Annotated in this window: 23 protein-coding genes, 1 tRNA gene and 1 pseudogene; 16 read left to right on the top strand and 9 right to left on the bottom strand. The window is 35.8% G+C overall.

Annotation, left to right across the window (positions count from 1 at the left end; genetic code table 11):
* Positions 1-16 precede the first annotated feature (16 nt).
* A complete protein-coding gene (gene grrP / locus CY0110_RS08440) occupies positions 17-913 on the bottom strand; it encodes an extracellular substrate binding-like orphan protein GrrP (RefSeq protein WP_232285700.1) in 897 nt (298 codons plus the stop codon).
* A 154-nt stretch (positions 914-1,067) separates the two neighbouring features.
* Between grrP and grrA (CY0110_RS08435) the strand changes: the two genes are divergently transcribed.
* The 4 genes from grrA (CY0110_RS08435) (at position 1,068) to hisH (ending at position 3,793) form a co-directional block, all read left to right on the top strand.
* Positions 1,068-1,364 carry a GrrA/OscA1 family cyclophane-containing rSAM-modified RiPP gene (gene grrA, locus CY0110_RS08435; protein WP_232285699.1) on the top strand — a complete coding sequence of 99 codons (297 nt, stop codon included), beginning with the start codon at positions 1,068-1,070 and terminating at the stop codon, positions 1,362-1,364.
* A gap of 67 nt (positions 1,365-1,431) precedes the next feature.
* The gene (gene grrA, locus CY0110_RS08430) at positions 1,432-1,830 is read left to right on the top strand and encodes a GrrA/OscA1 family cyclophane-containing rSAM-modified RiPP (protein WP_008274974.1); all 399 of its coding nucleotides are present in this window, start codon (positions 1,432-1,434) and stop codon (positions 1,828-1,830) included.
* An 8-nt stretch (positions 1,831-1,838) separates the two neighbouring features.
* Complete coding sequence (gene grrM, locus CY0110_RS08425; RefSeq protein ID WP_008274973.1) at positions 1,839-3,023, top strand: cyclophane-forming radical SAM/SPASM peptide maturase GrrM/OscB; 1,185 nt, start codon at positions 1,839-1,841, stop codon at positions 3,021-3,023.
* 140 nt (positions 3,024-3,163) lie between these two features.
* Positions 3,164-3,793 (top strand): imidazole glycerol phosphate synthase subunit HisH, encoded by a 630-nt coding sequence (gene hisH, locus CY0110_RS08420; protein WP_008274972.1) that lies wholly within the window; start codon positions 3,164-3,166, stop codon positions 3,791-3,793.
* Positions 3,794-3,834: 41 nt separating this feature from the next.
* On the opposite strand, the gene CY0110_RS08415 is transcribed toward hisH, so the two are convergent.
* Both CY0110_RS08415 and CY0110_RS08410 read right to left on the bottom strand, forming a co-directional pair.
* Positions 3,835-3,908, bottom strand: a tRNA-Pro gene (locus CY0110_RS08415).
* Between the two features lie 34 nt (positions 3,909-3,942).
* Complete coding sequence (locus tag CY0110_RS08410; protein ID WP_008274971.1) at positions 3,943-4,467, bottom strand: GNAT family N-acetyltransferase; 525 nt, start codon at positions 4,465-4,467, stop codon at positions 3,943-3,945.
* A gap of 182 nt (positions 4,468-4,649) precedes the next feature.
* Between CY0110_RS08410 and CY0110_RS27915 the strand changes: the two genes are divergently transcribed.
* The 4 genes from CY0110_RS27915 to CY0110_RS08390 all read left to right on the top strand — a co-directional run bounded on the left by CY0110_RS27915 (position 4,650) and on the right by CY0110_RS08390 (position 7,020).
* Complete coding sequence (locus CY0110_RS27915; protein WP_008274969.1) at positions 4,650-5,444, top strand: TIR domain-containing protein; 795 nt, start codon at positions 4,650-4,652, stop codon at positions 5,442-5,444.
* Between the two features lie 9 nt (positions 5,445-5,453).
* The gene (locus CY0110_RS08400; protein WP_008274968.1) at positions 5,454-5,918 is read left to right on the top strand and encodes a DNA phosphorothioation-associated protein 4; all 465 of its coding nucleotides are present in this window, start codon (positions 5,454-5,456) and stop codon (positions 5,916-5,918) included.
* 63 nt (positions 5,919-5,981) lie between these two features.
* Positions 5,982-6,548, top strand: a complete 567-nt coding sequence (locus tag CY0110_RS08395; protein ID WP_008274967.1) for a 5-formyltetrahydrofolate cyclo-ligase — start codon at positions 5,982-5,984, stop codon at positions 6,546-6,548.
* A gap of 151 nt (positions 6,549-6,699) precedes the next feature.
* Complete coding sequence (locus tag CY0110_RS08390; protein ID WP_008274966.1) at positions 6,700-7,020, top strand: slr1957 family protein; 321 nt, start codon at positions 6,700-6,702, stop codon at positions 7,018-7,020.
* A 12-nt stretch (positions 7,021-7,032) separates the two neighbouring features.
* On the opposite strand, the gene CY0110_RS08385 is transcribed toward CY0110_RS08390, so the two are convergent.
* Together CY0110_RS08385 and CY0110_RS28500 are read right to left on the bottom strand one after the other, a co-directional pair.
* Positions 7,033-8,619: a serine/threonine protein kinase gene (locus CY0110_RS08385; RefSeq protein WP_008274965.1), complete on the bottom strand. Its 1,587-nt coding sequence runs from the start codon at positions 8,617-8,619 to the stop codon at positions 7,033-7,035.
* A 416-nt stretch (positions 8,620-9,035) separates the two neighbouring features.
* Complete coding sequence (locus tag CY0110_RS28500; protein WP_008274964.1) at positions 9,036-9,194, bottom strand: YqaE/Pmp3 family membrane protein; 159 nt, start codon at positions 9,192-9,194, stop codon at positions 9,036-9,038.
* Between the two features lie 204 nt (positions 9,195-9,398).
* Between CY0110_RS28500 and CY0110_RS08375 the strand changes: the two genes are divergently transcribed.
* Positions 9,399-9,743, top strand: coding sequence for a PilZ domain-containing protein (locus CY0110_RS08375; RefSeq protein WP_008274963.1), 345 nt, complete (start codon positions 9,399-9,401; stop codon positions 9,741-9,743).
* A gap of 509 nt (positions 9,744-10,252) precedes the next feature.
* Here CY0110_RS08375 and CY0110_RS08370 read toward each other — a convergent pair.
* Together CY0110_RS08370 and psbV are read right to left on the bottom strand one after the other, a co-directional pair.
* A pseudogene (locus CY0110_RS08370) lies at positions 10,253-10,953 on the bottom strand (rhomboid family intramembrane serine protease).
* A 165-nt stretch (positions 10,954-11,118) separates the two neighbouring features.
* Entirely contained in the window at positions 11,119-11,601 is a 483-nt protein-coding gene (psbV, locus tag CY0110_RS08365; protein WP_198139127.1) for a photosystem II cytochrome c-550, read from the bottom strand.
* 459 nt (positions 11,602-12,060) lie between these two features.
* Between psbV and petC the strand changes: the two genes are divergently transcribed.
* The 5 genes from petC to CY0110_RS08340 all read left to right on the top strand — a co-directional run bounded on the left by petC (position 12,061) and on the right by CY0110_RS08340 (position 16,563).
* On the top strand, positions 12,061-12,603 hold the full coding sequence (petC, locus tag CY0110_RS08360; protein WP_008274958.1) for a cytochrome b6-f complex iron-sulfur subunit: 543 nt from the start codon (positions 12,061-12,063) through the stop codon (positions 12,601-12,603).
* Between the two features lie 112 nt (positions 12,604-12,715).
* On the top strand, positions 12,716-13,690 hold the full coding sequence (gene petA, locus CY0110_RS08355; RefSeq protein WP_008274957.1) for a cytochrome f: 975 nt from the start codon (positions 12,716-12,718) through the stop codon (positions 13,688-13,690).
* A gap of 225 nt (positions 13,691-13,915) precedes the next feature.
* Entirely contained in the window at positions 13,916-14,875 is a 960-nt protein-coding gene (locus tag CY0110_RS08350; protein ID WP_008274956.1) for a metal ABC transporter solute-binding protein, Zn/Mn family, read from the top strand.
* Between the two features lie 12 nt (positions 14,876-14,887).
* On the top strand, positions 14,888-15,667 hold the full coding sequence (locus tag CY0110_RS08345; RefSeq protein ID WP_008274955.1) for a metal ABC transporter ATP-binding protein: 780 nt from the start codon (positions 14,888-14,890) through the stop codon (positions 15,665-15,667).
* Between the two features lie 86 nt (positions 15,668-15,753).
* Entirely contained in the window at positions 15,754-16,563 is an 810-nt protein-coding gene (locus tag CY0110_RS08340; RefSeq protein WP_198139125.1) for a metal ABC transporter permease, read from the top strand.
* A 231-nt stretch (positions 16,564-16,794) separates the two neighbouring features.
* Here the strand turns inward: CY0110_RS08340 and CY0110_RS08335 are convergent, their stop codons facing one another.
* Together CY0110_RS08335 and CY0110_RS08330 are read right to left on the bottom strand one after the other, a co-directional pair.
* Entirely contained in the window at positions 16,795-17,772 is a 978-nt protein-coding gene (locus tag CY0110_RS08335) for a J domain-containing protein (protein ID WP_008274953.1), read from the bottom strand.
* A 124-nt stretch (positions 17,773-17,896) separates the two neighbouring features.
* A complete protein-coding gene (locus CY0110_RS08330; protein WP_008274952.1) occupies positions 17,897-18,919 on the bottom strand; it encodes a long-chain acyl-[acyl-carrier-protein] reductase in 1,023 nt (340 codons plus the stop codon).
* A 265-nt stretch (positions 18,920-19,184) separates the two neighbouring features.
* On the opposite strand from CY0110_RS08330, the gene CY0110_RS08325 reads away from it, so the two are divergent.
* Both CY0110_RS08325 and CY0110_RS08320 read left to right on the top strand, forming a co-directional pair.
* Positions 19,185-20,186 (top strand): lysylphosphatidylglycerol synthase domain-containing protein, encoded by a 1,002-nt coding sequence (locus tag CY0110_RS08325; protein WP_008274950.1) that lies wholly within the window; start codon positions 19,185-19,187, stop codon positions 20,184-20,186.
* Positions 20,187-20,782: 596 nt separating this feature from the next.
* Positions 20,783-21,592: a hypothetical protein gene (locus CY0110_RS08320; protein ID WP_008274949.1), complete on the top strand. Its 810-nt coding sequence runs from the start codon at positions 20,783-20,785 to the stop codon at positions 21,590-21,592.
* Positions 21,593-21,714 lie beyond the last annotated feature (122 nt).

Here is a 21,714-nt window from a genome sequence, read left to right as displayed (position 1 = left end):
TTAAATTCTCGTTAAATTATTGTTCAGGGGGAATTTGTTCACGGGTAATAATTATTATCTCAAAGAAATCTTTAATTCTTGCTGGTTCAAAGGGAACAATACCCTCTTCTCCAAAATAACGATTGACCATTTCTACATAATGGGAATCACCCCGAATATAACCATCCATCATTTTACCAATGGTCAAATTAACTAAATTTAAAAAGGTTGAATCTTGTTCGGGAACCATACAAGCAATGCCATGTTTAAAATAAGATTCATCAGGAACTACTTTATAAGCATCAGGATTGGTTAAAGTCTGTCGAGTTCCTTCTAAAATGGTTCCGTCAAAGGCAAATCCATCTACTTCACCATCTTCTACTGCTTTAATTCCTGCTTCTATACTATCAACATTCACAATAGTTACTTGAGATTCAATTACTTTAATAGATTCAGGACTGAGAACACTCTCTATAATAGCAATTCGTTTATTTTTAAAAGACTCCCGCGAGGATAAATTACTATTTTCTCTGACAAAAACTTTAATACCAGAAATACCATAAGCTAAGGAAAAATCAACAAATCTATCCCTTTGCCACGTAAAAGTTGTATCACAGGCAATATCGACTTCACGATTAAGAAGGCTGCTAATTCTCTCGTCTAAAGTGTCATCAACAATGACCTTAATTTGAACATCTTTTCCAATTTCTTTAGCGAGTGTTTCTCGAATTAATTCGATCAGTTCTACGGAATAACCGACTAATTCATCTTCATCGTTAACGTAAGCATAAGGTACTAAATCGACTTTCGTACTAACATTTAAAATTCCTGTTCTTGCGACTCTTTCTATAACGGTTTCTGCTAAACTTCGACTCGGAAGAATAAAGGCTGTTATTAAACTTAAAGTTATTAATGGTAGTTTCTTATACATCATTTTTGTTATTAAATAGAAAGAAACAGTAAAATTGTTACTTTTTTTCGTCAATCTGTAAATGAAAGGTAAACAAATTTAACAATAATAGCCATTAAAGTCTCTTTTTTGCTAGAGTTCTTTACAGAGTTGTATGATAGGGGCGAATATTGTGCAAATGACGACTAAAATCACTTTTATGGGTTTCTTGTTAGCTGTATCAACGTTGAGTGTTTCTGTGGCAACAGCTAATTCCCAACAACCGATTAATACCAAGGTTTCTAATCTTTCTAATAATATTGAATATCGTCTATCTCGGATTACTAAAGCGATACAACAGCGAGAGATTAAAATATCTAATCAATTAGAAAATAAAAACGCAATTGCTAGGGGATTTGCGAATCGCAGTGGTGGTGGTGGGTTTGTCAATCGAAGTCCTTTCCGCAATGGCGGTGGTTTCTACAACCGTTATTAATTAATAAAAGAGTTGTTTGTTATGATCTTTTTTAAGAATTTGTTAGTTAGTTTTAGGAGCATTTGTTTTGCAAATTGAAACGAAAATTACTTGTGTGGGATTTCTTTTAGCAGTGTCTACTTTAACTGCTTCTGTGGCAAAAAGTCATGGGACTTTATCCAATAACAATTTAAGTATAGAAAATCGTTTATCTCGCTTAACAGAAGCCATACAACAAAGAGGAATTGATATTTCAACTGAACAAAATGAGGATTTAATTGGATTAGGTTGGGGTAATGGTCGTAGAGGAACTTGGGGAAATGGATATCGAGGTGGATTTGCAAATCGTCATGGTGGTGGTGGGTTTGTTAACCGTAATCCTTGGCGTAATGGCGGGGGTTTTGTGAATGGTCGTCCTTGGGGTGATAGAGGCGGTTTTTATAACCGTAGTCCTTGGAGAAATGGCGGTTTTATTAATCGGTGGTAAGGTGAAAGATGACAACACATTTATCTAGAAATAATAAATATAAATCTATTGATAGTTCATCGTTTGGACCGATTAATTTAGTGGTTATTCAACCTACTCCTTTTTGTAATCTTAATTGTGATTATTGTTATTTACCGAATCGAACTTTAAAAGAAAGACTATCTCTTGATTTAATTGAACCTATTTTTAAAGCTCTTTTTACCAGTCCTTTTGTAGGAGAATTTATTGATATTTGTTGGCACGCAGGAGAACCTTTAGGTGTACCAATTTCTTACTATAAAGAAGTATTTAAAAGAATTGAAATTGCTAATAAAGAATACAATTTTAAACAAGTTCCTATTTATCATTCAATACAAACTAACGGAATCTTAATTAATCAAGCTTGGTGTGATTTTTTTAAAGAAAATAATATTGGTGTAGGAATCAGTATTGATGGTCCCGATTTTTTACATAATGCTCATCGTAAAACCCCCACAGGTTTACCAACCCATGAAAGTGTTATGAGAGGGATTCGTTGTTTACAAGATAATGAAATTTATTTCAATATTATTGCTGTTATTACTCAAGAATCTTTAGATTATGCTGATGAAATCTTCGACTTTTTCTGGGAAAATGGCATTACCGATGTTGCTTTTAATATGGAAGAAATAGAAGGAATTAATAAAAGTTCTTCTTTAGATAAAGTTGGGACAGAAAAAAAATATTATCAGTTTATCAAACGATTTTGGAAATTAACGAGCCAAACGAATGATCAATTAAAAGTACGAGAATTTGAGGCAATTTGTGGCTTAATTTGTGATAACCAAAGATTGGCCAAAACCGATATGAATCATCCCTTTGCTATTTTAAATATTGATTATTTGGGTAATTTTTCTACCTTTGATCCTGAATTATTATCAGTTGATATTAAACCCTATGGCAATTTTATTTTAGGGAATGTTTTAACTGATAATTTAGAATCAGTTTGCGAGAGTGAAAAATTCAAGGAAATTTATCGAGATATGACAAAAGGCGTTGAGAGTTGTCGTCAAACTTGCGATTATTTTGGGGTTTGTGGAGGAGGTGCAGGAAGTAATAAATATTGGGAAAATGGTAGGTTTAATTCAACGGAAACTCAAGCGTGTCGTTATCGGACTAAAATCGTCACAGATGTGGTTTTAGAAGCTTTAGAAAATTCCTTTGGGATTAATTAAAAGGGAACAGGGAAAAGAGAATAGGTAATAGGGACAAGTTTTAGATTTCTTAATCTTAAATATAGTCTTGTAATTTTAGTTTAACCGCTAACTATCAACTATCATTATTATTAGTGAAATGTTAACCACAAGGAATGTTTATGGGCTTCCTGGCTGTTATTGACTATGATATGGGTAATCTGCACTCTGCCTGTAAAGGGCTAGAAAAAGCAGGTATTAAGCCAAAAATCACTGATTCTCCTCAAGATATAGCTGAAGCTGAGGCTATCGTTTTGCCCGGAGTAGGATCATTTGATCCGGCAGTGCAACATTTGCGATCGCGTCATTTAGAAGAACCCATCAAAACAGCGATCGCATCAGGTAAGCCATTTTTAGGCATTTGTTTGGGCTTACAAATTCTCTTCGAGGGGTCAGAAGAAGGAAAAGAACCAGGTTTAGGCATTATTCCAGGGATGGTCCGTCGTTTTCAATCTGAGCCTGATTTAACCATACCTCATATGGGCTGGAACCAGTTACAATTCACTCAACCGAATCTATCCTTATGGCAAGGGTTAACCCCCGATCCTTACGTTTATTTTGTCCATTCCTACTATGTTGATCCTGTTGATCCCGATGTCAAAGCTGCTGTGGTAACTCATGGTAGCCAAACCGTGACAGCAGCGATCGCCCGTGATAATCTGATAGCGGTACAATTCCATCCAGAAAAGTCATCGGATAATGGATTAAAAGTTCTATCTAATTTTGCAGCAATGGTTAAACAACAAAGATAATAAACAGTTTACTGACGCAGTTATCTAACAAAATGATTTAATCGGGATGGCAGGATTTGAACCTACGACATCCTGCTCCCAAAGCAGGCGCGCTACCAAGCTGCGCTACATCCCGTAACGTTTCTTTCTTATTATAACCTAAACTGTTCCTAATCGGGATACCAAAACATCCCTTTAATTCCTTCGGGATCTAGTACAAACCCCAAACGACGGTAAAAGTCCACTACTTGAGGATCAGCAAAGAGAGTAATATTACTAATATCCTCGCTTCTTAATTGACGAATCATATACTTCATCATCCCTTTCCCCAGTCCTTTACTTTGGAACCGTGGATGTATGACCACATCCCATATGGTCGCATTAAAAGCGTGATCTGAAGTCGCGCGAGCAAACCCAATTAATCGCTTACGGTTTCCTTTCACTTCCCACGCTGACACCACCATAAAACTGTAGGTCAGTGCGCGTTTAACTTTCCGTAAGGGACGACGGGCCCACCCTACCGCATCACATAATTCTTCGAGTTCGTAGAGATCGATCTCTCTTTCTCTGGTGAAAAAAATGCGAGTTTGACCGTCAGTCTGGCCTTTTAATTTGACCGGTTCCCCTTTAAACTGGGACTTCTGATCAGTGTTTGATATATCTGTATTATTAAACAATCGTTTCCAAAAAACCATTAGATTGAAAGAGACAACCCCTATTTAGTTACGTATTCTCTCACAAAAATGAGCAAAGGGGGGTGTTGGGTGTTGGGTATTGGGTGTTGAGAGTGAGAAACAGGCGATTTAAGTCAATATTTAGGCATGATATACTATTTTTATACTATCATTATTTTAGTTAGTTTAAAGTTTCAAGATTCATGAAGCTAAAGGTTTTTATCGGTTCGTCGTTTGAAGGTTTAGATGTTGCTTATGCTGCTCAAAAAAATTTAGATCATACAGGAGAAGTAACGGTTTGGAATCAAGGAATTTTTGAGTTGTCTAGTAATACTTTAGATGATTTAGTTAATAGTTTAGATAAGTTTGATTTTGCTATTTTTGTTTTCAGTCCTGATGATATTTCTCACATTAGAGAACAAAAATATCAAGCTGTACGAGATAATGTGATCTTTGAATTAGGTTTATTTATTGCAAAGTTAGGAAAAAGAAGATGTTTTATATTAATGCCGAGAGGAATAAAAGATTTTCGACTACCCAGTGATTTATTAGGGGTGACACCAGCAACTTATGATAATAGTCGTCAAGATAACAATTTATTAGCTGCTCTTGGTCCTGCTTGTTTTGATATTAGCAAAGCAATCAATAAGTTAGGTAGTTTACAACAGGAAATAAATATAGAAAAAGCTGAAGTCATAACTAATCAAAATGTAGAAACTCAAGAAACAAAAAACAATCATATATCTAATGTAGTTAAACTAAAAATCTTGAGGACTATTGCTAAATATTTTGATGGTACATTGTATGATAAAAAATATTTTGTTTCACTCAGACCTCCTGATATTGAAGTAGATTATTATTCTAATATGCAATCAGTAGTAGAATTAGATTATTATCTTGATAAACTAATAGAAGAAGGAGCTTTAGAAAAAAATATTTATGGTTTATATATTACCAAAAAATGTCGAAATTTTTTAGTTGAAAACAAATTAATCTAATTTTAAAAAATGGCAATTAATCGTATTAGAATTAGTAAAGATAAATCAGAATTAGTTCAATCTTTGGTAGATTTCGGTGGAGGGGTTGGACCCTTTCAAACCTATGCAGATGTTATTACTTTTGCAGCCACTTTAGGGGGAAAATATAACAAGCGAATTCCTCTTAATATTATCTCAAAAGAACCTGCACCTATTAGTTTAGAAATTTTTGTTTCTAGGGGTTATGATGCTGTGATAAAATTATTAGCGATCGCAGAAACCAATGACCCTCATGTTCTCTCTCTTTATGATACCGATGCAGAAAATCAAAGAGTGCAAATCTTTGAAGAATATGCTAATGGTGGACTAGAACAATTACAAGAAGAATTAAAAGGAATTGTTGATTATTCAGATCATTTATTATTATTACTAAATTTAGAAAGGTTTCCCAGTAATACCCCAGAGGATGAATTTGATTTAAGTCGATTTTTATAGTTATAAATTATGATGTTTTTATATAAACTATTGTGTGACTACAAAGAATAAGAATTAGCTATTATGAATTTTAAAGAAACTAAAAAACAACTTAGGAAAAAACTGATTCAAGAAAGAGAAAATTTATCAAAATTAGATTGGAAAAATAACAGTCAAAAAATCTGTAAAAATCTGCAAAATTATCCTCTATTTCAACAATCAAAAACGATTCTCGCTTACTTTTCTATTCGTCAAGAACCTGATTTAACTTACCTATTTTCAACTAATCATAATTGGGGATTTCCTCGCTGTGTTAAAAAGTCGTTGATTTGGCATTTTTGGCAACCTCAAGATCCCCTAATTCCTGGAAAGTATGGCATTGTAGAACCTTCTGCCAATGCTCCAATTTTAAGTCATGAAACAGTTGATTTAATACTGGTTCCTGCGGTGGCTTGTGATTACAATGGATATCGGTTAGGCTATGGTGGAGGGTTCTACGATCGCTTATTAAATTCTCCTCAATGGTCTTCTATTCCCACTGTTGGCATTATCTTTGAATTTGCCCTATTGCCTCAACTTCCTTGTGAACCCTGGGACCAACAATTACAAGCAATTTGTACAGAAAATAACATCATAAGCATATGTACTTAATTTTTTCAAATTAAGATTTATTAAGTTGCTTAGTAACCCAGAATAGTTTTGTTAATATGAATAATAACTATTTCTAAACTATAGATTAATTTATGAAAAATAGATTAATTTATACAAGAATTAATGAGAAATTAAAGGAAATAAAGAAATTATGAAACATTTTAGAGATGAATGGATACAAGAATGGTGTGAAGAAAATGGATGGACAGATTTATTTAGAGAACGTTATAATCACTATTGGGCTTTTCCTCCCGGCGCAGTTATGCCGGAACCCATTCCTTCAGAAGTCTTGAGATTAATTAAAGCAACAAAAGGATTTTGTGCAGAAGAAAAAACTTGGTTAGGTTCGGCTATTTTAATCTCAATTACGTCTGTTGTTTTGAGTTATTTATTGCAGAATCCGATGCCCATTATTTTTGCGTTTGCCTTTGCTGCAGTAACCTCCGCTAAACTAGAAGTAGAAGAAATTTGAAATAATTAATGATTATGGTCTGTCAGAATCAAAATACTGTTTGATATTAGATTGATTTTGTTCTCTATCAGACTCAAAATATTTTTGAATATTGTATTTATTTTCCTCTTCTTGAGGCGGTTTTTCTGCTGCTGGTTTAGGGGGAATATTAGGAATAATTAAGGGCGGTTCTGAACTATCCTCATTGGCGTTTTCTTTTGGTTCAGATACCTGTGGAGGAGGTTCAACAGGAATAGGGACTACTTTAGTTGGTTCTGGAATCGGCGTAGAATTGGGAGACGGTTGAGCTTTAGGAGTCGCAGAGGGTTCTGGGGTAGGACTCGGAGACGGTTTACCCTCTGGAGTTGTAGAGGATTCTGGGGTGGGACTCGGAGACACTTTATCCTCTGGAGTTGTAGAGGATTCTGAGGTTGAAGTCGGAGGCGGTTCTGGGGTAGGACTCGGAGATGGTTGAGATCGCCGAGGACGACGAATGGGTTGAGGGGATCTCGGTTGAGGTTGGGAAAATTCTGGTTGAGGACTTGATTGAGACTCAGGGGAAGCAGAGGGAGAGGATGTTGGTTGCGATCGCTCTTTTGTTGCTAACGTGATCCCTAAGATCAATCCACCAATGATCGCACTGGCCGCCAAAAATGAACCTAAAGCCAACAAGGCCCAGGGGGTATCTGCTTCTGCTTCTGTTTCTGGTGGGTTAGTGGTACTGGTGATTTCTGGGGAACCAGTCGATAAAGATAAATTTTGTTGTCCAATGGCTATCGTCGCTGCAGTGGGGAGAGTCTGAGAAACTTTTAGGGCCTCTAGCATTTCTTTGGCTGTAGAAAAGCGATCGCGAGGATGAAAACGAATGGCACGATCAATAACATTACCCAAACTAGACTTAATATCTGGGGCTTCTTTTCGCCACAAAATTTCCCCAGTATTGGGGTCAGTGGCTAAATATTGAGGAGTTTTTCCCGTTAGTAAAAAAACTGCAGTCAGTCCCAAACTGTATAAATCACTAGAAATAATAGGACGACCGGCAGCTTGTTCTGAGGCCATATAACCAGGGGTTCCCAGTCCCACAGAATAGGGCGTATTGCCGTTACCATGAATTATCGTAGCGACACTTTCTTTCACAATGCCAAAATCAATTAAAACAGGCTTTTTATCATGGCTACGAATAATAATGTTATCCGGTTTAATATCACGGTGAATAATGCGACAACCATGAACATAGTCAAGAATGGGTAAGATTCCTATTAAGATTTCTTTAACTTGCTCTGGTGACAAATTCCCTTGTCTTTGATGAATCTGGGTTAAGGTTTCGCCTTCGATCCATTCTTGTACTAAATAAAAATCTCCTCCCTCTGAAAAATAGGCGTATAGGGTGGGAATTTGAGGATGTCTTTCTCCTAATTCTTCTAAAATAGCTGCTTCTTTGGCAAATCTTTCCTTTAACCAGTCAGGTATCACAGGAGACTGAACCGCCGGCTTCAATTGTTTAATAACACATTTTCTTTCTGAGGGCATATGAGTATCAATGGCGAGAAATGTCTCTCCAAATCCTCCTTTTGCCAAACTTTCTACAACTTGATAACGATAGTTTAGTAATGATGACATGGTACCCCCTCTTATTGCCCTAGTCAGACAATTAAGCTTTATTCTAGCTAATCCGATAAAGTGACTTAATATATCAATTCTCTCAATGTCAACAAGACATTTTTATAGAGAGACTCACTCCTAACGTCTCTTGGTTTGCTATCTTCTTTTTCAGAATTGATATACCAGTATAAGCCAGAAGATTTTAATTTCTTTTTGTTATTTATTCTCCTATCTTGTACTAATAAAAAAATTGAATAAATGTAGTTTAAACAATCAAGGTTAAAAAAGCGAAAAGTCCTATCTTACAAAGTTTTATTAACTCATTCACTGGTTTTAACCTAGTTTAAGATGCGAGTCTTCTCAGCATAAGAGACAAGTTCATAAAATAAACTTGTCGATAAAAATATAATTATTATTCTAGTTTTCAGAATCAACTATTTTTTAGCAATTACCCACACTGCGTGAACAATACCAGGAATATAACCTAATAATGTTAATAAAATATTGATCCAGAATTGTGGTCCGATACCCACTTGTAGGAAAACTCCTAGTGGTGGAAGAATAACGGCACAGATAATGCGAACGACATCCATGTTTTTTTTAGGTATATATACACCAGTAATTATTCCTGAAACAAGGTAACTTGTCAAGATCGGGATACGTTAACGTTTTAATAAGGAAAAAGTGTAATCTAAGTAACAAATTATCAGTGATTTTCCTGATTGCCACATTAAAAATCATTATCGATAATTGTATTATCCGTAATAATAGTATTAATCATATCTTATTCATTACCAATGACAACAACCTCAAATCAAATCTTATTTTCTTTATGTAATCAACGTAAAGATCAACGTTATTATAAACGTAAAGATCAACGTTATTATAATAGTCAAGGAGCTTCTATTGAACTATTAATTGATGGACAGGAAATACAACAATCTTTCAAAGGAATGATTATTGATGATTCTTTTAGTGGTTGTGGATTAATTATTATTGGCGAGAAAAAATTATATATTGGTCAATTATGTAATTTAAAAATGCAAGGAATTGATCCTATTTTATGCCAAATTGTTTGGTTAAAAAGATTGGACAATAATATTACCAGAATAGGTGTTAAATATCTAATCAAATCAAATTAAAGCTTAATTGTATTCGAGTACATGAGTGTCGACTCATATCTTGCATCTTCGATAAAACTAGCTGATGAAGGTAGGAAATGGGGAACAGAGAACAGGGGTTTAGGAGTTTCTCATAAAACAGAAATAAAAGCATAAATTTTAGTAAAAAAAACTAAAAAATGTAAAAAATAGCTATTTACGAAAAATTTTATTTTCTTCTTATTTTACCTTTTAAGCCAGCTTTGTTTCATTAAAAATGATATCTTGAGACAGATAGACTTTTAAAAAAGTCAATAATATAATGTTGGAATTTATTTTTCAAAAATTATAGAAGTAATGGGAGCCATTGGACTTTACTTATATTTTTTACAACCTAATGTAGAAAATCCTCTGTGGGCTGCCATTTTTCATTCTGTTTCTGCTTTTTGTACCGCAGGATTTAGTGGGTACCTTATCTTTTGGAATTGCATTATTTACTAATGAGTCGACAGAAACTATCCGAGCAGTAGAAGAGGATGTTGCTATTTAATTTAACGATTTTTATCGTTAAATAATCCTAATAATGGGCCTAAAATAAATCCAAATACAAAGCCTCCGGCGTGAGCCCAGTAAGCCACGCCACCGCCTTCCATTCCTACGTTGGTTTGAACATTTAAACTGGCAAACCCATAGATAGCTTGCTGCAAAAACCAAAATCCCAAAAAGAAGACTGCCGGAACTCTAATGGTGGTAATAAAAATGCCTAAAGGAATTAAAGTTAACACTTGTGCCTGGGGAAAGCGTAAAATATAAGCTCCCATCACTCCTGCGATCGCCCCACTAGCCCCTAAAGAAGGAATCTCAGAATAAGGGGCAAAATACCATTGACTCAAACCAGCTAACACGCCACAAGTTAAATAAAATAATAAGTATTTTACATGACCTAATTTATCCTCTACGTTATTGCCAAAAATCCATAAAAACAACATATTTCCGGCAATATGTAAAAAGCCAGCATGAAGAAATTGAGAAGTAATCAGGTCATCCATTCAGGAATGGGATGATAAAAATCTACCCCGCTAAACCCTGCGGTTAACTGTTTTGGGACAATGGCATAATATTGAAAAAATTGCGATAGTTCCTCAGAATTTAAACTAATTTCTTTGAAGAAAACTAAAATATTAACAATAATCAATCCATAAGTAACATAAGCAGTTCTTTGGGTGGGGTTATTATCGTTTAAAGGAACCATATTTGAGAATTTAGAATTTAGAGGTCAGAAGTAAAATGATTAATTTTTTGACTTCAACTTAGCTTAACATTTCGTTTGTACGAGTTTCTAGAAAACAAAAAAATCTCCCTAGACAAGCTAGAGAGAAGATTACGAAAGTGAACTAAATTGCCTCTATGACTCGGTTTAGAAGTAAATTGATCCACCCCAATAAGAATCTAATTTGGGGGCGACTAAAATATAACCAGACACATCATAAAGATCGTCTTCGGTAAAGTCTCTCAATTCTGGATAAATATCAGGGCGACTAACATTAACGTGTAATTCTGTGTAGTCGTCTTCTCCATCGTAACTGGTGGGATATTTCAGATAATCAACCAAACCTAATACATTATCACGAGGAGGTTCAGCCAAGGATAAGTCTTCTAATCCCAAACTAACATTATTATTGGTCTTGGTTTTTCCTTGTAAGTGACATTGGGTACATTCACGAATGAATAGTCTTTGACCATTGGTGATCTGTTCACTGCTTAAAGTTGTTGTTTCCCCTTCTTCAGTTAAGGGGACAGTCCGAGTTTCCTCGGTTAATTCTAAAGCACTGGCGTTATGGATGGGAAATTGTAAAAAGAAAAAGATAGCAGCGATCGCCATCAGAATAAATCGTTTCACCATTGTTCTCCTGCAAATTATGATTTTGTGGGTATATTAATCTTTGCACGCATTACGGCAATATCAACGATACCATAATTCATGATCCTTAAACTTCCCTTATCTATGGGGAATAGGGGATTTTTCCAGAGCTAAAAATTGATTTTCTCCATTCAATAAACTTCATAATTCTTAAAGAAAATTTCTCATAAATGCTCTTTAGCTGATCTCCTTACCTCATAAGTGCGTTTTTACCTCTCGTCTCCACTTAAAGTTCTTATGTATTGTTAACGAATTTCTGTAATAATTTAAGGTGGACTTTGTAGACGACCCAAACCTCTAGATCAAGAGAGAGGAAAATTTTAGTAATCTGCTTGTCTAAAACATGGTTGCCATCATATTCTTTTAAAACGTACAACCTGTAATTATCGCTGAGATTGAATTCTCAACCTATCAACTAACCTAGATCCATCAATCGTTATGACACAAGTATCTGGTTCCTCTGATGTCCCCGATATGGGGCGTCGCCAATTTATGAACTTACTCACCTTTGGAACCATCACCGGAGTTGCTGCTGGTGCATTGTATCCCGTGGTGAAATATTTTATTCCCCCTTCAAGTGGTGGTGCTGGCGGTGGTATCACCGCTAAAGATGCTCTTGGTAATGACATTATGGCTAGTAATTTTCTGGCGAATCATAATGCAGGCGATCGCGTTTTAGCCCAAGGGTTAAAAGGTGATCCCACTTACCTAGTAGTAGAAGGAGAAAATGCCATCGCTGACTATGGTATCAACGCTGTTTGTACTCACTTAGGCTGTGTAGTTCCTTGGAATGCCAGCGAAGATAAGTTTATCTGTCCCTGTCATGGTTCTCAATACAATGCTCAGGGTAAAGTGGTAAGAGGCCCGGCTCCTCTATCTTTGGCTTTAGCCCATGTGAATGTGACTGAGGGTGATAAAGTCCTATTTAGCGAATGGACGGAAACTGATTTTCGTACCGAACAAGATCCCTGGTGGGCTTAATTTCAGTAAGCAGTGAACAGTGAGCAGTGAGTAATAAATTTAACTGATAGCTGATAACTGATAACTGATAACCCCTTTTACTGTTTAAGAATTACATAAATTTGACTGAGCAATGAGAATATCCGATTTTTCGGCAATTTGGTTTAAGGGTAAGCAAATTTTACTGCGATCGCTCTTGATCGTCCTAGTAATCCTTACCTTCTTCATAGGTAATGTCCCAAATGCTAACGCTTATCCTTTCTGGGCCCAAGAAACAGCCCCAGAAACCCCTAGAGAAGCAACAGGGCGCATCGTTTGTGCTAACTGTCACTTAGCAGAAAAAGCTGCTGAAGTAGAAATTCCTCAATCTGTTTTACCTGACACAGTGTTTAAGGCTGTGGTCAAAATTCCTTATGATCTCGACTCTCAACAAGTTCTAGGAGATGGATCGAAAGGTGGCCTCAATGTTGGGGCTGTTTTAATGCTACCTGACGGATTTAAAATTGCTCCTGATGAGCGTATTCCTGAAGAGATCAAGGAAGAGATGGGTAGTGTCTATTTCCAATCTTACAGCGAAGGTCAAGAGAATGTGGTTCTCGTTGGTCCTTTACCTGGAGAACAATATCAAGAGATTATTTTCCCTGTCTTATCTCCTGATCCCTCTAAGGATAAAAATGTTAACTTTGGTAAGTACCAAGTTCATCTGGGAGCTAACCGTGGCCGGGGTCAAATTTATCCCACAGGACAACCTAGCAATAATAATGTCTTCAAAGCCTCTAACGCTGGAACCATTAGCAAAATTAGCGATCAAGAAGGTGGTGGCTACGTCGTTACCATTGCTACTGCTGAGGGGGATATAGACGAAACTATTCCCGCCGGTCCTCAATTAATGGTTTCTGAAGGCATGGAAGTCGAAGCAGGACAAGCTTTAACCAATAATCCCAATGTAGGTGGTTTTGGACAAAAAGATACAGAAGTCGTCCTTCAAAGTCCTGGCCGCATTACAGGGTTAATGGTCTTCTTAGCTGGCATCATGTTAGCCCAAATTCTCTTAGTGATTAAGAAGAAACAAGTCGAACGAGTACAAGCTGCTGAAATGAACTTTTAATTCAGTTTAAACTCAGTTTCACTCTGTTTTAACAGACGGGTTCACCGCTCCCTTTCGGGCAAAGTAAAAAGGCAAAAAGCAAAAATAAAGCACTCGCTTTCTGAATCCTTTTACTTAAGGAAGATGTAATACTTTTGACTTCTAACTTTTGACTTGTGAACCCTGTCTGTTCTTTTTATGCTTTAATAGTGATAATGATTATTGTTCTTGTTTTAGGCTTAATCTATGAAATCTTCTCAGAAGTGGTTATCAATAGTCCTTTTAACTGTGATCCTAGGGGCAAATAGCATCACGGGATGTAGTTCAAGCGATCCGATTAACTCCGAAACAAATCAGAATGATAATCAAGAACAAACCAACCATCAAGATCAATTAGATATTACTGTGAGTATCATTCCCCAGAAATATTTTGTTAAGAAAATTGGGGGCGATCGCGTTAAAGTTAACGTAATGGTTCAACAAGGGGCAGTTCCTGATACCTATGAACCCAAACCCCAACAACTACAAGCATTAAGTGAAGCAGAGGCTTATATTGGTATTGGCGTTCCCTTTGAAACGGTGTGGATGAACCGCATTAGTCAAGCTAACCCAAAACTGTTAACAATAGATTCAAGCGAAGGAATTGAAAGATTAACCATGACCGATCACGACCACGGTGATGATCATGACCATAATGAAGATGAAAATACCCTTGATCCTCATATTTGGTTATCGCCCAGATTAGTCAAAATTCAAGCACAAAAAATTTATGAAACTTTAGTTACACTTGATCCGAAATATCAAGAAATGTATCAGAATAATCTCAATAATTTTTTACAAGAAATTGAAGAATTAGACGATAAAATTAAAGAGCATTTAGCTGATCTCAAACAACGTAAATTTATTGTTTTTCATCCAGCTTGGGGTTACTTTGCTGAAGAATATAACTTAACTCAAGTACCGGTTGAAGTGGGAGGACAAGAACCTAGTGCAGCAGAATTAGGAAACTTAATAAAAGAAGCGAAAAAAGAAAACATCAAAGTAATTTTTGCTCAACCAGAATTAAGTAGTCAAGCAGCCAAAACTATTGCCAAAGAAATTAATGGAGAAGTATTATTAATTAGTCCAGTTGCTGAAGATTGGAGTAGCAATTTATTGGAAGTTTCTCAAACATTTGAAAAAGTTTTAAAAAAAGAAAATAATTAATTATATAACCTTATGAAAACTGAAGTTATTAATCTTAGTAATGTTTGGGCAAAATATAATCAGAAAGATTCCATTTTAGAAGATATTAATTTGACGATTTATGAAAGAGATTTTGTCGGTTTAATTGGTCCTAATGGGGGAGGAAAAACTACTTTGTTTAAAGTCTTATTAGGACTAATGAAACCTTATCAAGGAACTGTAAAAATTTTAGGACATACGGTTAGTAAAGGAAGACGTTATATCGGTTATGTTCCTCAATTGGTAGAATTAGATCGAGAGTTTCCTGTCCGTGTTGCTGATGTTGTCAGGATGGGAAGACTGGGAAAACGGCGGTTATTGCAGCGTTATAACTCTAAAGATGAAATTATCGTTAATCGTACCTTAGAACAGGTAGGAATGCTAGAATTACGGGATAGACCCATTGCTGAATTGTCCGGGGGACAACGTCAACGGGTGTATATTGCGCGGGCATTGGCCTCAGAACCTCGTATACTATTATTAGACGAACCGACGGCTAGTGTCGATCCCCAACGACAAACCAGCATTTATGAGTTGTTGAAAGAATTAAATCAATTGATTACTATTGTCATGATTTCTCATGATATTGGGGCAATTTCAGCCTATGTTAAAACTGTAGGCTGTCTTAACCATCGTCTCTTTTTTCATGGTAATCCTCCTTTGAGTACCGAAGCAATAGAACAAACTTATCAATGTCCCGTGGATTTGATCGCTCATGGGGTTCCCCATCGGGTTCTTTCTAACCATGATTGTCCGTTACATTATCATGAATAGTTAATAATTGATATTATGTCAATTTGAGAATTATTGTATAAAGATTTTAACATACTTTTTTGTTATTAATGTTAGGTTTAGAAACAATTTGGGAATTATTACAATTTGATTTCATGCGAAATGCTCTTTTTGCAGGGGTATTAGTTAGTATTGCTTGTGGAATTATTGGAACATTTGTCGTTATTAATCGTATTGTTTTTATTAGTGGAGGTATTGCTCACGCTGCTTATGGTGGTATTGGATTAGGGTATTTTTTAAACTTTAATCCTATTTTTGGCGCAATCTTTTTTGCTTTATTGTCTGCTTTTGCTATGGGTTTAGTTGTTAGGAAAACTGAACAAAGGGCTGATAGTTTGATAGGAGTAATGTGGGCAGTCGGGATGGGAATTGGTATTATTTTAATTGATTTAACGCCAGGGTATAAAGCGGATTTAATGAGTTATTTGTTTGGTAGTATTTTAACCGTTTCTCAAGAAAATTTAATCATAATGTTAGTGTTAGATATTATTATTGTGTTAATTGTCAGTTTGTTTTATAAAGAATTTTTAGCTATTTCTTTTGATCCTACCTTTGCGATAACTCGGAATGTTCCTGTGGATAATTTATATTTATTGTTAGTAGGAGCGATCGCTTTAACAGTGGTGATGGTAATGCAGGTTGTAGGGTTAATTTTAGTGATTGCTTTGTTGACTATTCCGGCTGCCATCGCTGGTCAATTTTTGAAGGATATTAAATATATTATTATAGCATCTATTATATTAGGTATGTTCTTTACAACTGTAGGATTAATCATATCTTATTTCTTTAATGTAACATCCGGTGCAACCATTATTTTAGTTTCTGGGACGGTTTATTTAGTCAGTTTGGGAGTTAAAATATTACAAAATTCAAGATAATTTTAGGACTAATGAACAATCACCAAAAGTTATTCAAGAAGGGGTTAAACTAATTATCCTATTGCCCCTTTTGATTAATCTATTTTTGCGTTAGAATCTTTTATTAGCGATTTAATATCAGATTCTTTCCTTATCCTGTTCATTACCATCCGCCACTCTTAAAAATATGGGAATATCACCATCTTCTAGGAATGTCGGCAGACGTCCTCATGTTTTGAAGCAAGAGTCAATCTAGCGAAGAGAATTAAACCATTTTCCCACAGATTCAAGTCTTTCAGCATTCCGTTGGCGACGTAGTTGATAGTCTTCATAAGCGGTATTAATACGTGCCGTAATTTGATGGGACAGAGGATGGTGCGTGCGATCAGGATGCCACGATCGCAATAAATTTCTATAAGCTTGTTCAACTTTATTCGGAGGAGAAAACGCAGTAATGCCTAATACTTTCCACCAAGATGAGGCAGGATCAAGCAAGATGGGATCAATTACTAAAGAACTATCCCACAAGATTAATTTAACTTTTTCCCACGATATGCCGTAACAGCGATAATAAATAGCTTTAAGAGCATTTAACCCTAAAATATCTACACTTTCTTGATGCCATTGTCTAAAGGCACAAAGTTTATCCCATTGCCAAAAGGTATGATATTCTTCGGCCAAAGATTCTAAAACTCCTTTAACTAAAGTTGATGGTTCTTTTAACTGCAATAAATTGGCCAATTCAGAAGAAAATTCTGTAGATAGAGGATAATTTATCCATTGCCAATAATTAAACCCAGGTTGTCCTAACCGTTGACGATAAAAAGACAACCAACCCATTTCCCATAGTGAAGCGAAGGGAGTAGCTAAGGAATAATATTGACCAGTCAAAGCAGTTTGTGGGGTGTCTTCTAATAAACAGGTTAAGGGGATGAGTAATGGCGTAGCTAAGGAATAATATTGTCCTGTTAGCACAGTTTGGGGACTATCTTCTAATAGACAGGTTAAAGGCGTGAGTAAGGGGGTAGCTAAGGGACAAGATTGTCCTTTCAAATAATGCTGAGGAGTATCTTCTAGTAAGCAAGCGATGGGTTTATGTTGACCCCTCAACACTGGAGGGGAAGACTTGTGACGTTTTGCTGCGGATAATATCCAAGAAACTCCAATAAAAATCAATCCCCAGATTAACAGGTTAGAAAAAGTATCATTAACAAAAGCCACCACTCCCATAATTAAACCCCTTCAAGAGTGCAGAATATAAAAAAAATACAAGGATTGCTGACATTTTGTCAACTTGAGTTAGGGTTAACACCCTACCTCCTATCCTCTCTCTGCCTCCTGCTTTCTGTGATAATTACCAATTTAATAAAGGTTGAAAGCCATGTTTAACAGATGCTGTCCCGATTTGTTCCATTTTAGTAACCGTAATTTGATTCCGTCCCCAAGAGAAATTAGTATGCCATTGTTCAAACTCTAATAAAATGGCTTCGGCGAAACAAGCAAACATTTGACGGGAAGGAATATCCATGCTGACAATTTCCATAATTTTCCAGTCAATATCCAAAGAATGTTCAACAATTCCCCCTTTGAGGATATGAACATCGGAATGTTTAATTTTTGTATCTAAATTTTTAGGATAACCACCATCAATAATTAGACAAGGTTTTTTGAGGGTTTCGGGATTAATTTCTACGCCTTTAGGCATACTTGCTACCCAAACAATCACATCTGCTTCGGGTAAAGCTTCTTCTAGTCCCATAATTTTACCCCGTCCTAACTCATCCTGTAGGCGTTTTAATCGTTCTTGGTTGCGAGCAATGAGTAAAAGTTCTTGGGTATTCGTGTTTCTATCTAACCAACGACATACTCCACTACCGATGTCTCCCGTTGCTCCACAAACAGCAATGGTTGCCTTAGATAAATCAATGCCTAGTTTAGCTGATCCTTGTTCAACTTGACGACAAATGACGTAGGCGGTGTGGGTATTTCCTGTGGTGAAGCGATCAAATTCTAAAGAGACATTACGAACTTGTTTATTATCTTTGAGATTAAATTCTTCAAAAATAATCGAAGAAAAACCCCCTAATGCTGTGATATTAATGCTGTTTTTCTGCGCTAAGGCCATCGCGTTTAAAATTTTGCGAATTGCTGCTTTAATCCGTCGATTCATTAGCATTTCTGGCAAAAAACAGGACTCTACATACTTGCCTTCGATGGTTTGTCCTGTAACACTGGTAACATGAAAGTGATCTACGATTTGTGGTGGAGCAGAACACCAAAAATCGAGGCCCTGATTGGCATATTCAGGATAGCCAAGAGCATCAGCAACGGACTGGGCGTGTTCTAAACTTGTAAGATGACCGATCAGACCAAACATTGATTATTCTTTATAATAATTAAGCAGAAAAGAGACTACATTATAGGTAAAAGTTAAGACTCTTAACAATATTACCTTAATCTTTTGCTCATTGATCAGTTTTTAGAAGCAGATAACCTTTATCATGGGGGTAAGATCAGTAAAACGACAGAGTATCGCCACCTTGAAATCTAAAAAAATACTGGTTCTGAAGGGATTACTAAAAATTCTGATCTAGCTTTCTAGGGTATCACATACATTCTTTTAGGTCTTTTTACTCTTTTTTATGACTAAAAATCCTATTTTCCGTTGGCTTCCTCCTTGTTTAAGTTTAGGGCTATTCGCCTTATCCTTATGGACAATACAGCACAATTTACAGCATTATCGAGCCGAAAATTTTTGGGATAGTCTATCCAATATTCCGCCGACTCATATTGTCCTGGCGATCGCTTTAATGGCGGTTAATTATTCTATCATGACAGGCTACGAATGTTTAGGCTTAGCTTATGTTCGTCAGTCTCTTCCTTATCCCAAAAAAGCGTTAGTGGGTATTATCTGCTCTGGGATCAGTAATAGTGTAGGGTTTGCTGTGTTAAGCAGTTGCATGATTCGTTATCGTTTCTATTCGGTTTGGGGATTTTCTGTGATAAAAATCGCCCAAATTTCTGCTTTTTGTAACTTATCTTTTTGTTTAGGTTTATTTGTAGTCGGTAGTGTTATCTTTCTCAAAGAGCCTTTAGCTATTCCCCAATTATTAGACTTGCCTTTTATCTCTGTTCGTCCCTTGGGAATCATTTTCTTAGTCACTACTTTAGCCTATTTATTTTTGACAGTAATTCGTCAAAAACCTTTAATGATTGGTAAGTGGATTATTCCCCATCTTCCTTTTCCCTTGGCTGCTGGTCAATTAGTGGTTTCTGGTTTAGATTGGTGTTTCGCTGCTGGTGTTTTCTATACGCTGTTACATAGTTCGGTTTCGTTATCTTATTCTGCTTTTTTTGGGATTTATATGTTAGCCCAAGTCGCTGGATTAGCGAGTAATGTTCCAGGAGGACTAGGGGTTTTTGAAACGGTTATGATGTTATTATTAGCTCCCTTTATTGCTTCAGAAGAGTTATTAGGAACCTTATTAATTTATCGTGGCATTTATTATTTTATTCCTTTAATGGTAGCAGCTTTACTCCTGGGAAAATATGAATTCCATAATTTCTTTAATAAGAAAGAGTCTGACTCTGAATCAGTCTCTAGCCTCTCAACCCCAGTCCGAGAAACTGTCAATATTGAGTAGGCATTAGACCCTTACATACATTACCGTTTTATCTGTCTTAGTACAATTTTTACTTGAACTCAATTCAATAATTCTACATCTCACGCGCTTCAGTAGTGGGATGTAGAATGTCGTGTTTTCTAGTAACTTGCTTTTTTATGTTAACAAAGGTAAATGAGTAATGCAATATATGAACATTGACTAATTTTTTTATTACTATTATTAAATTGGTTAAACTTAGATGTTTTATTATTGATAAATATTGAATTTGTAAAAAATAAATATAAGTTTTTTATAGAAAAATTACTGATAGTTTCAATTTGATTTATTCGTATTTCAAAAATAAAAAAATAGCTATTTTTAGATTATATATTTCAAGGGCAATGCTATAAGAGTGTTAGATTCCTGAGCATTTGGGGAAATATAGGAATCAGAAGGGACACGTTCTCGGAATTAAGAATATAAGGAGTTGGCCTAAAATCTTCGCCAGTTCTACAGTATTTTCAACGATCTTGTTGTTCATACTTTTTTGTCGAGTCTGTTTATGGCCATTCTTGTGATTACTTAATTCCTCATTTCTTGTCTTTGTGAAAATGTAATCTCTAATTGGAAAAGTTATGTTAAAACTTAAGCGAGTAATTTATTGGGTTTCAACAACTCTTAGTTTTGCTGTCATTTCTTCTGCTGAAGCAGTTACAGTAAACTTTGGTGATCCTATGGATCCCATTACCAATAAACAAAATAATGTTCTCAGTATTGATAATCTCGAAATTTGTATTAGTGGTGCCACTATTTGTCAGACACCTAACAGTGAATTAACTGAAAATAAAGTTCTTAAATCCTATAATGTTACTTTTAGATATGGTAGTTTCACTAATATTTTTGGTAATCCTAATGGAATAAATTTTACTCCTTCGTGCGCTTCAGGAACCCCTAATCTGGGTACAGGTCAAGGCTTATGTTTTTGGAGCAATCAACCTAATAATCTCACCGAGGTAATCTTAACTCAAACGGCAATAAATGAAGCAATTAATACGCAAGTAGCGACTAATGCTAATGTCAGTCCTCCAGCAGACATTTCGGCTCTTCGAGTACCACAGTTACCTGTTGGTCCAGGTTTCCCCTTTACACCAAACCAGAATAATCCAATAGACGATGAATATTTAATACCCACAGGCTTCAATGGCAATATTACTTATGTGCGTAACTCCAATGAGACTAATGGTATGTGGGAACCCAACACAAACACTGTTACTGTTGGAGCAACTAATCTTCGGATGTACACTTTATTTGAATTCCTTGGTGAAACGACGATTAAGCCACCGGAACCTCCCCAACCCCCTAGCGTACCTGAATCTTCTAGTGCCATCGCTGTGATTTTAACAGGAAGTTGTATCTTGTTAACGAAACGCCAAACTAAAAAGTAATACCAATAAATTTTGAAAATTGGTATTGGTATAATCAATCACGATAGCCAATACATCTGAATTGAAAAACCCACCTTGAGCTTGTAGCAAAGTGGGTTTTTTAAGACCTCCCCATAAATGTC

It is taken from the genome of Crocosphaera chwakensis CCY0110, assembly GCF_000169335.1.
Taxonomy (GTDB): Bacteria; Cyanobacteriota; Cyanobacteriia; order Cyanobacteriales; family Microcystaceae; genus Crocosphaera; species Crocosphaera chwakensis.
The sequence above is the reverse complement of the archived record's forward strand: the minus strand, read 5'-3'. Positions and strand labels throughout refer to the sequence as shown.

Coding starts and splice junctions, on each gene's coding strand:
- CY0110_RS08410 (WP_008274971.1), bottom strand. CDS start 4,467: ATGGTTTTTTGGAAACGATTGTTTAATAATACAGATATATCAAACACT.
- CY0110_RS08385 (WP_008274965.1), bottom strand. CDS start 8,619: ATGTCATCATTACTAAACTATCGTTATCAAGTTGTAGAAAGTTTGGCA.
- CY0110_RS08400 (WP_008274968.1), top strand. CDS start 5,454: ATGGCAATTAATCGTATTAGAATTAGTAAAGATAAATCAGAATTAGTT.
- CY0110_RS08325 (WP_008274950.1), top strand. CDS start 19,185: ATGACTAAAAATCCTATTTTCCGTTGGCTTCCTCCTTGTTTAAGTTTA.
- grrP (WP_232285700.1), bottom strand. CDS start 913: ATGATGTATAAGAAACTACCATTAATAACTTTAAGTTTAATAACAGCC.
- hisH (WP_008274972.1), top strand. CDS start 3,164: ATGGGCTTCCTGGCTGTTATTGACTATGATATGGGTAATCTGCACTCT.
- CY0110_RS08395 (WP_008274967.1), top strand. CDS start 5,982: ATGAATTTTAAAGAAACTAAAAAACAACTTAGGAAAAAACTGATTCAA.
- CY0110_RS08335 (WP_008274953.1), bottom strand. CDS start 17,772: ATGGGAGTGGTGGCTTTTGTTAATGATACTTTTTCTAACCTGTTAATC.
- CY0110_RS08350 (WP_008274956.1), top strand. CDS start 13,916: ATGAAATCTTCTCAGAAGTGGTTATCAATAGTCCTTTTAACTGTGATC.
- grrM (WP_008274973.1), top strand. CDS start 1,839: ATGACAACACATTTATCTAGAAATAATAAATATAAATCTATTGATAGT.
- grrA (WP_232285699.1), top strand. CDS start 1,068: ATGACGACTAAAATCACTTTTATGGGTTTCTTGTTAGCTGTATCAACG.
- CY0110_RS08375 (WP_008274963.1), top strand. CDS start 9,399: ATGACAACAACCTCAAATCAAATCTTATTTTCTTTATGTAATCAACGT.
- CY0110_RS27915 (WP_008274969.1), top strand. CDS start 4,650: ATGAAGCTAAAGGTTTTTATCGGTTCGTCGTTTGAAGGTTTAGATGTT.
- CY0110_RS08345 (WP_008274955.1), top strand. CDS start 14,888: ATGAAAACTGAAGTTATTAATCTTAGTAATGTTTGGGCAAAATATAAT.
- CY0110_RS08330 (WP_008274952.1), bottom strand. CDS start 18,919: ATGTTTGGTCTGATCGGTCATCTTACAAGTTTAGAACACGCCCAGTCC.
- CY0110_RS08390 (WP_008274966.1), top strand. CDS start 6,700: ATGAAACATTTTAGAGATGAATGGATACAAGAATGGTGTGAAGAAAAT.
- petA (WP_008274957.1), top strand. CDS start 12,716: ATGAGAATATCCGATTTTTCGGCAATTTGGTTTAAGGGTAAGCAAATT.
- CY0110_RS08320 (WP_008274949.1), top strand. CDS start 20,783: ATGTTAAAACTTAAGCGAGTAATTTATTGGGTTTCAACAACTCTTAGT.
- petC (WP_008274958.1), top strand. CDS start 12,061: ATGACACAAGTATCTGGTTCCTCTGATGTCCCCGATATGGGGCGTCGC.
- CY0110_RS28500 (WP_008274964.1), bottom strand. CDS start 9,194: ATGGATGTCGTTCGCATTATCTGTGCCGTTATTCTTCCACCACTAGGA.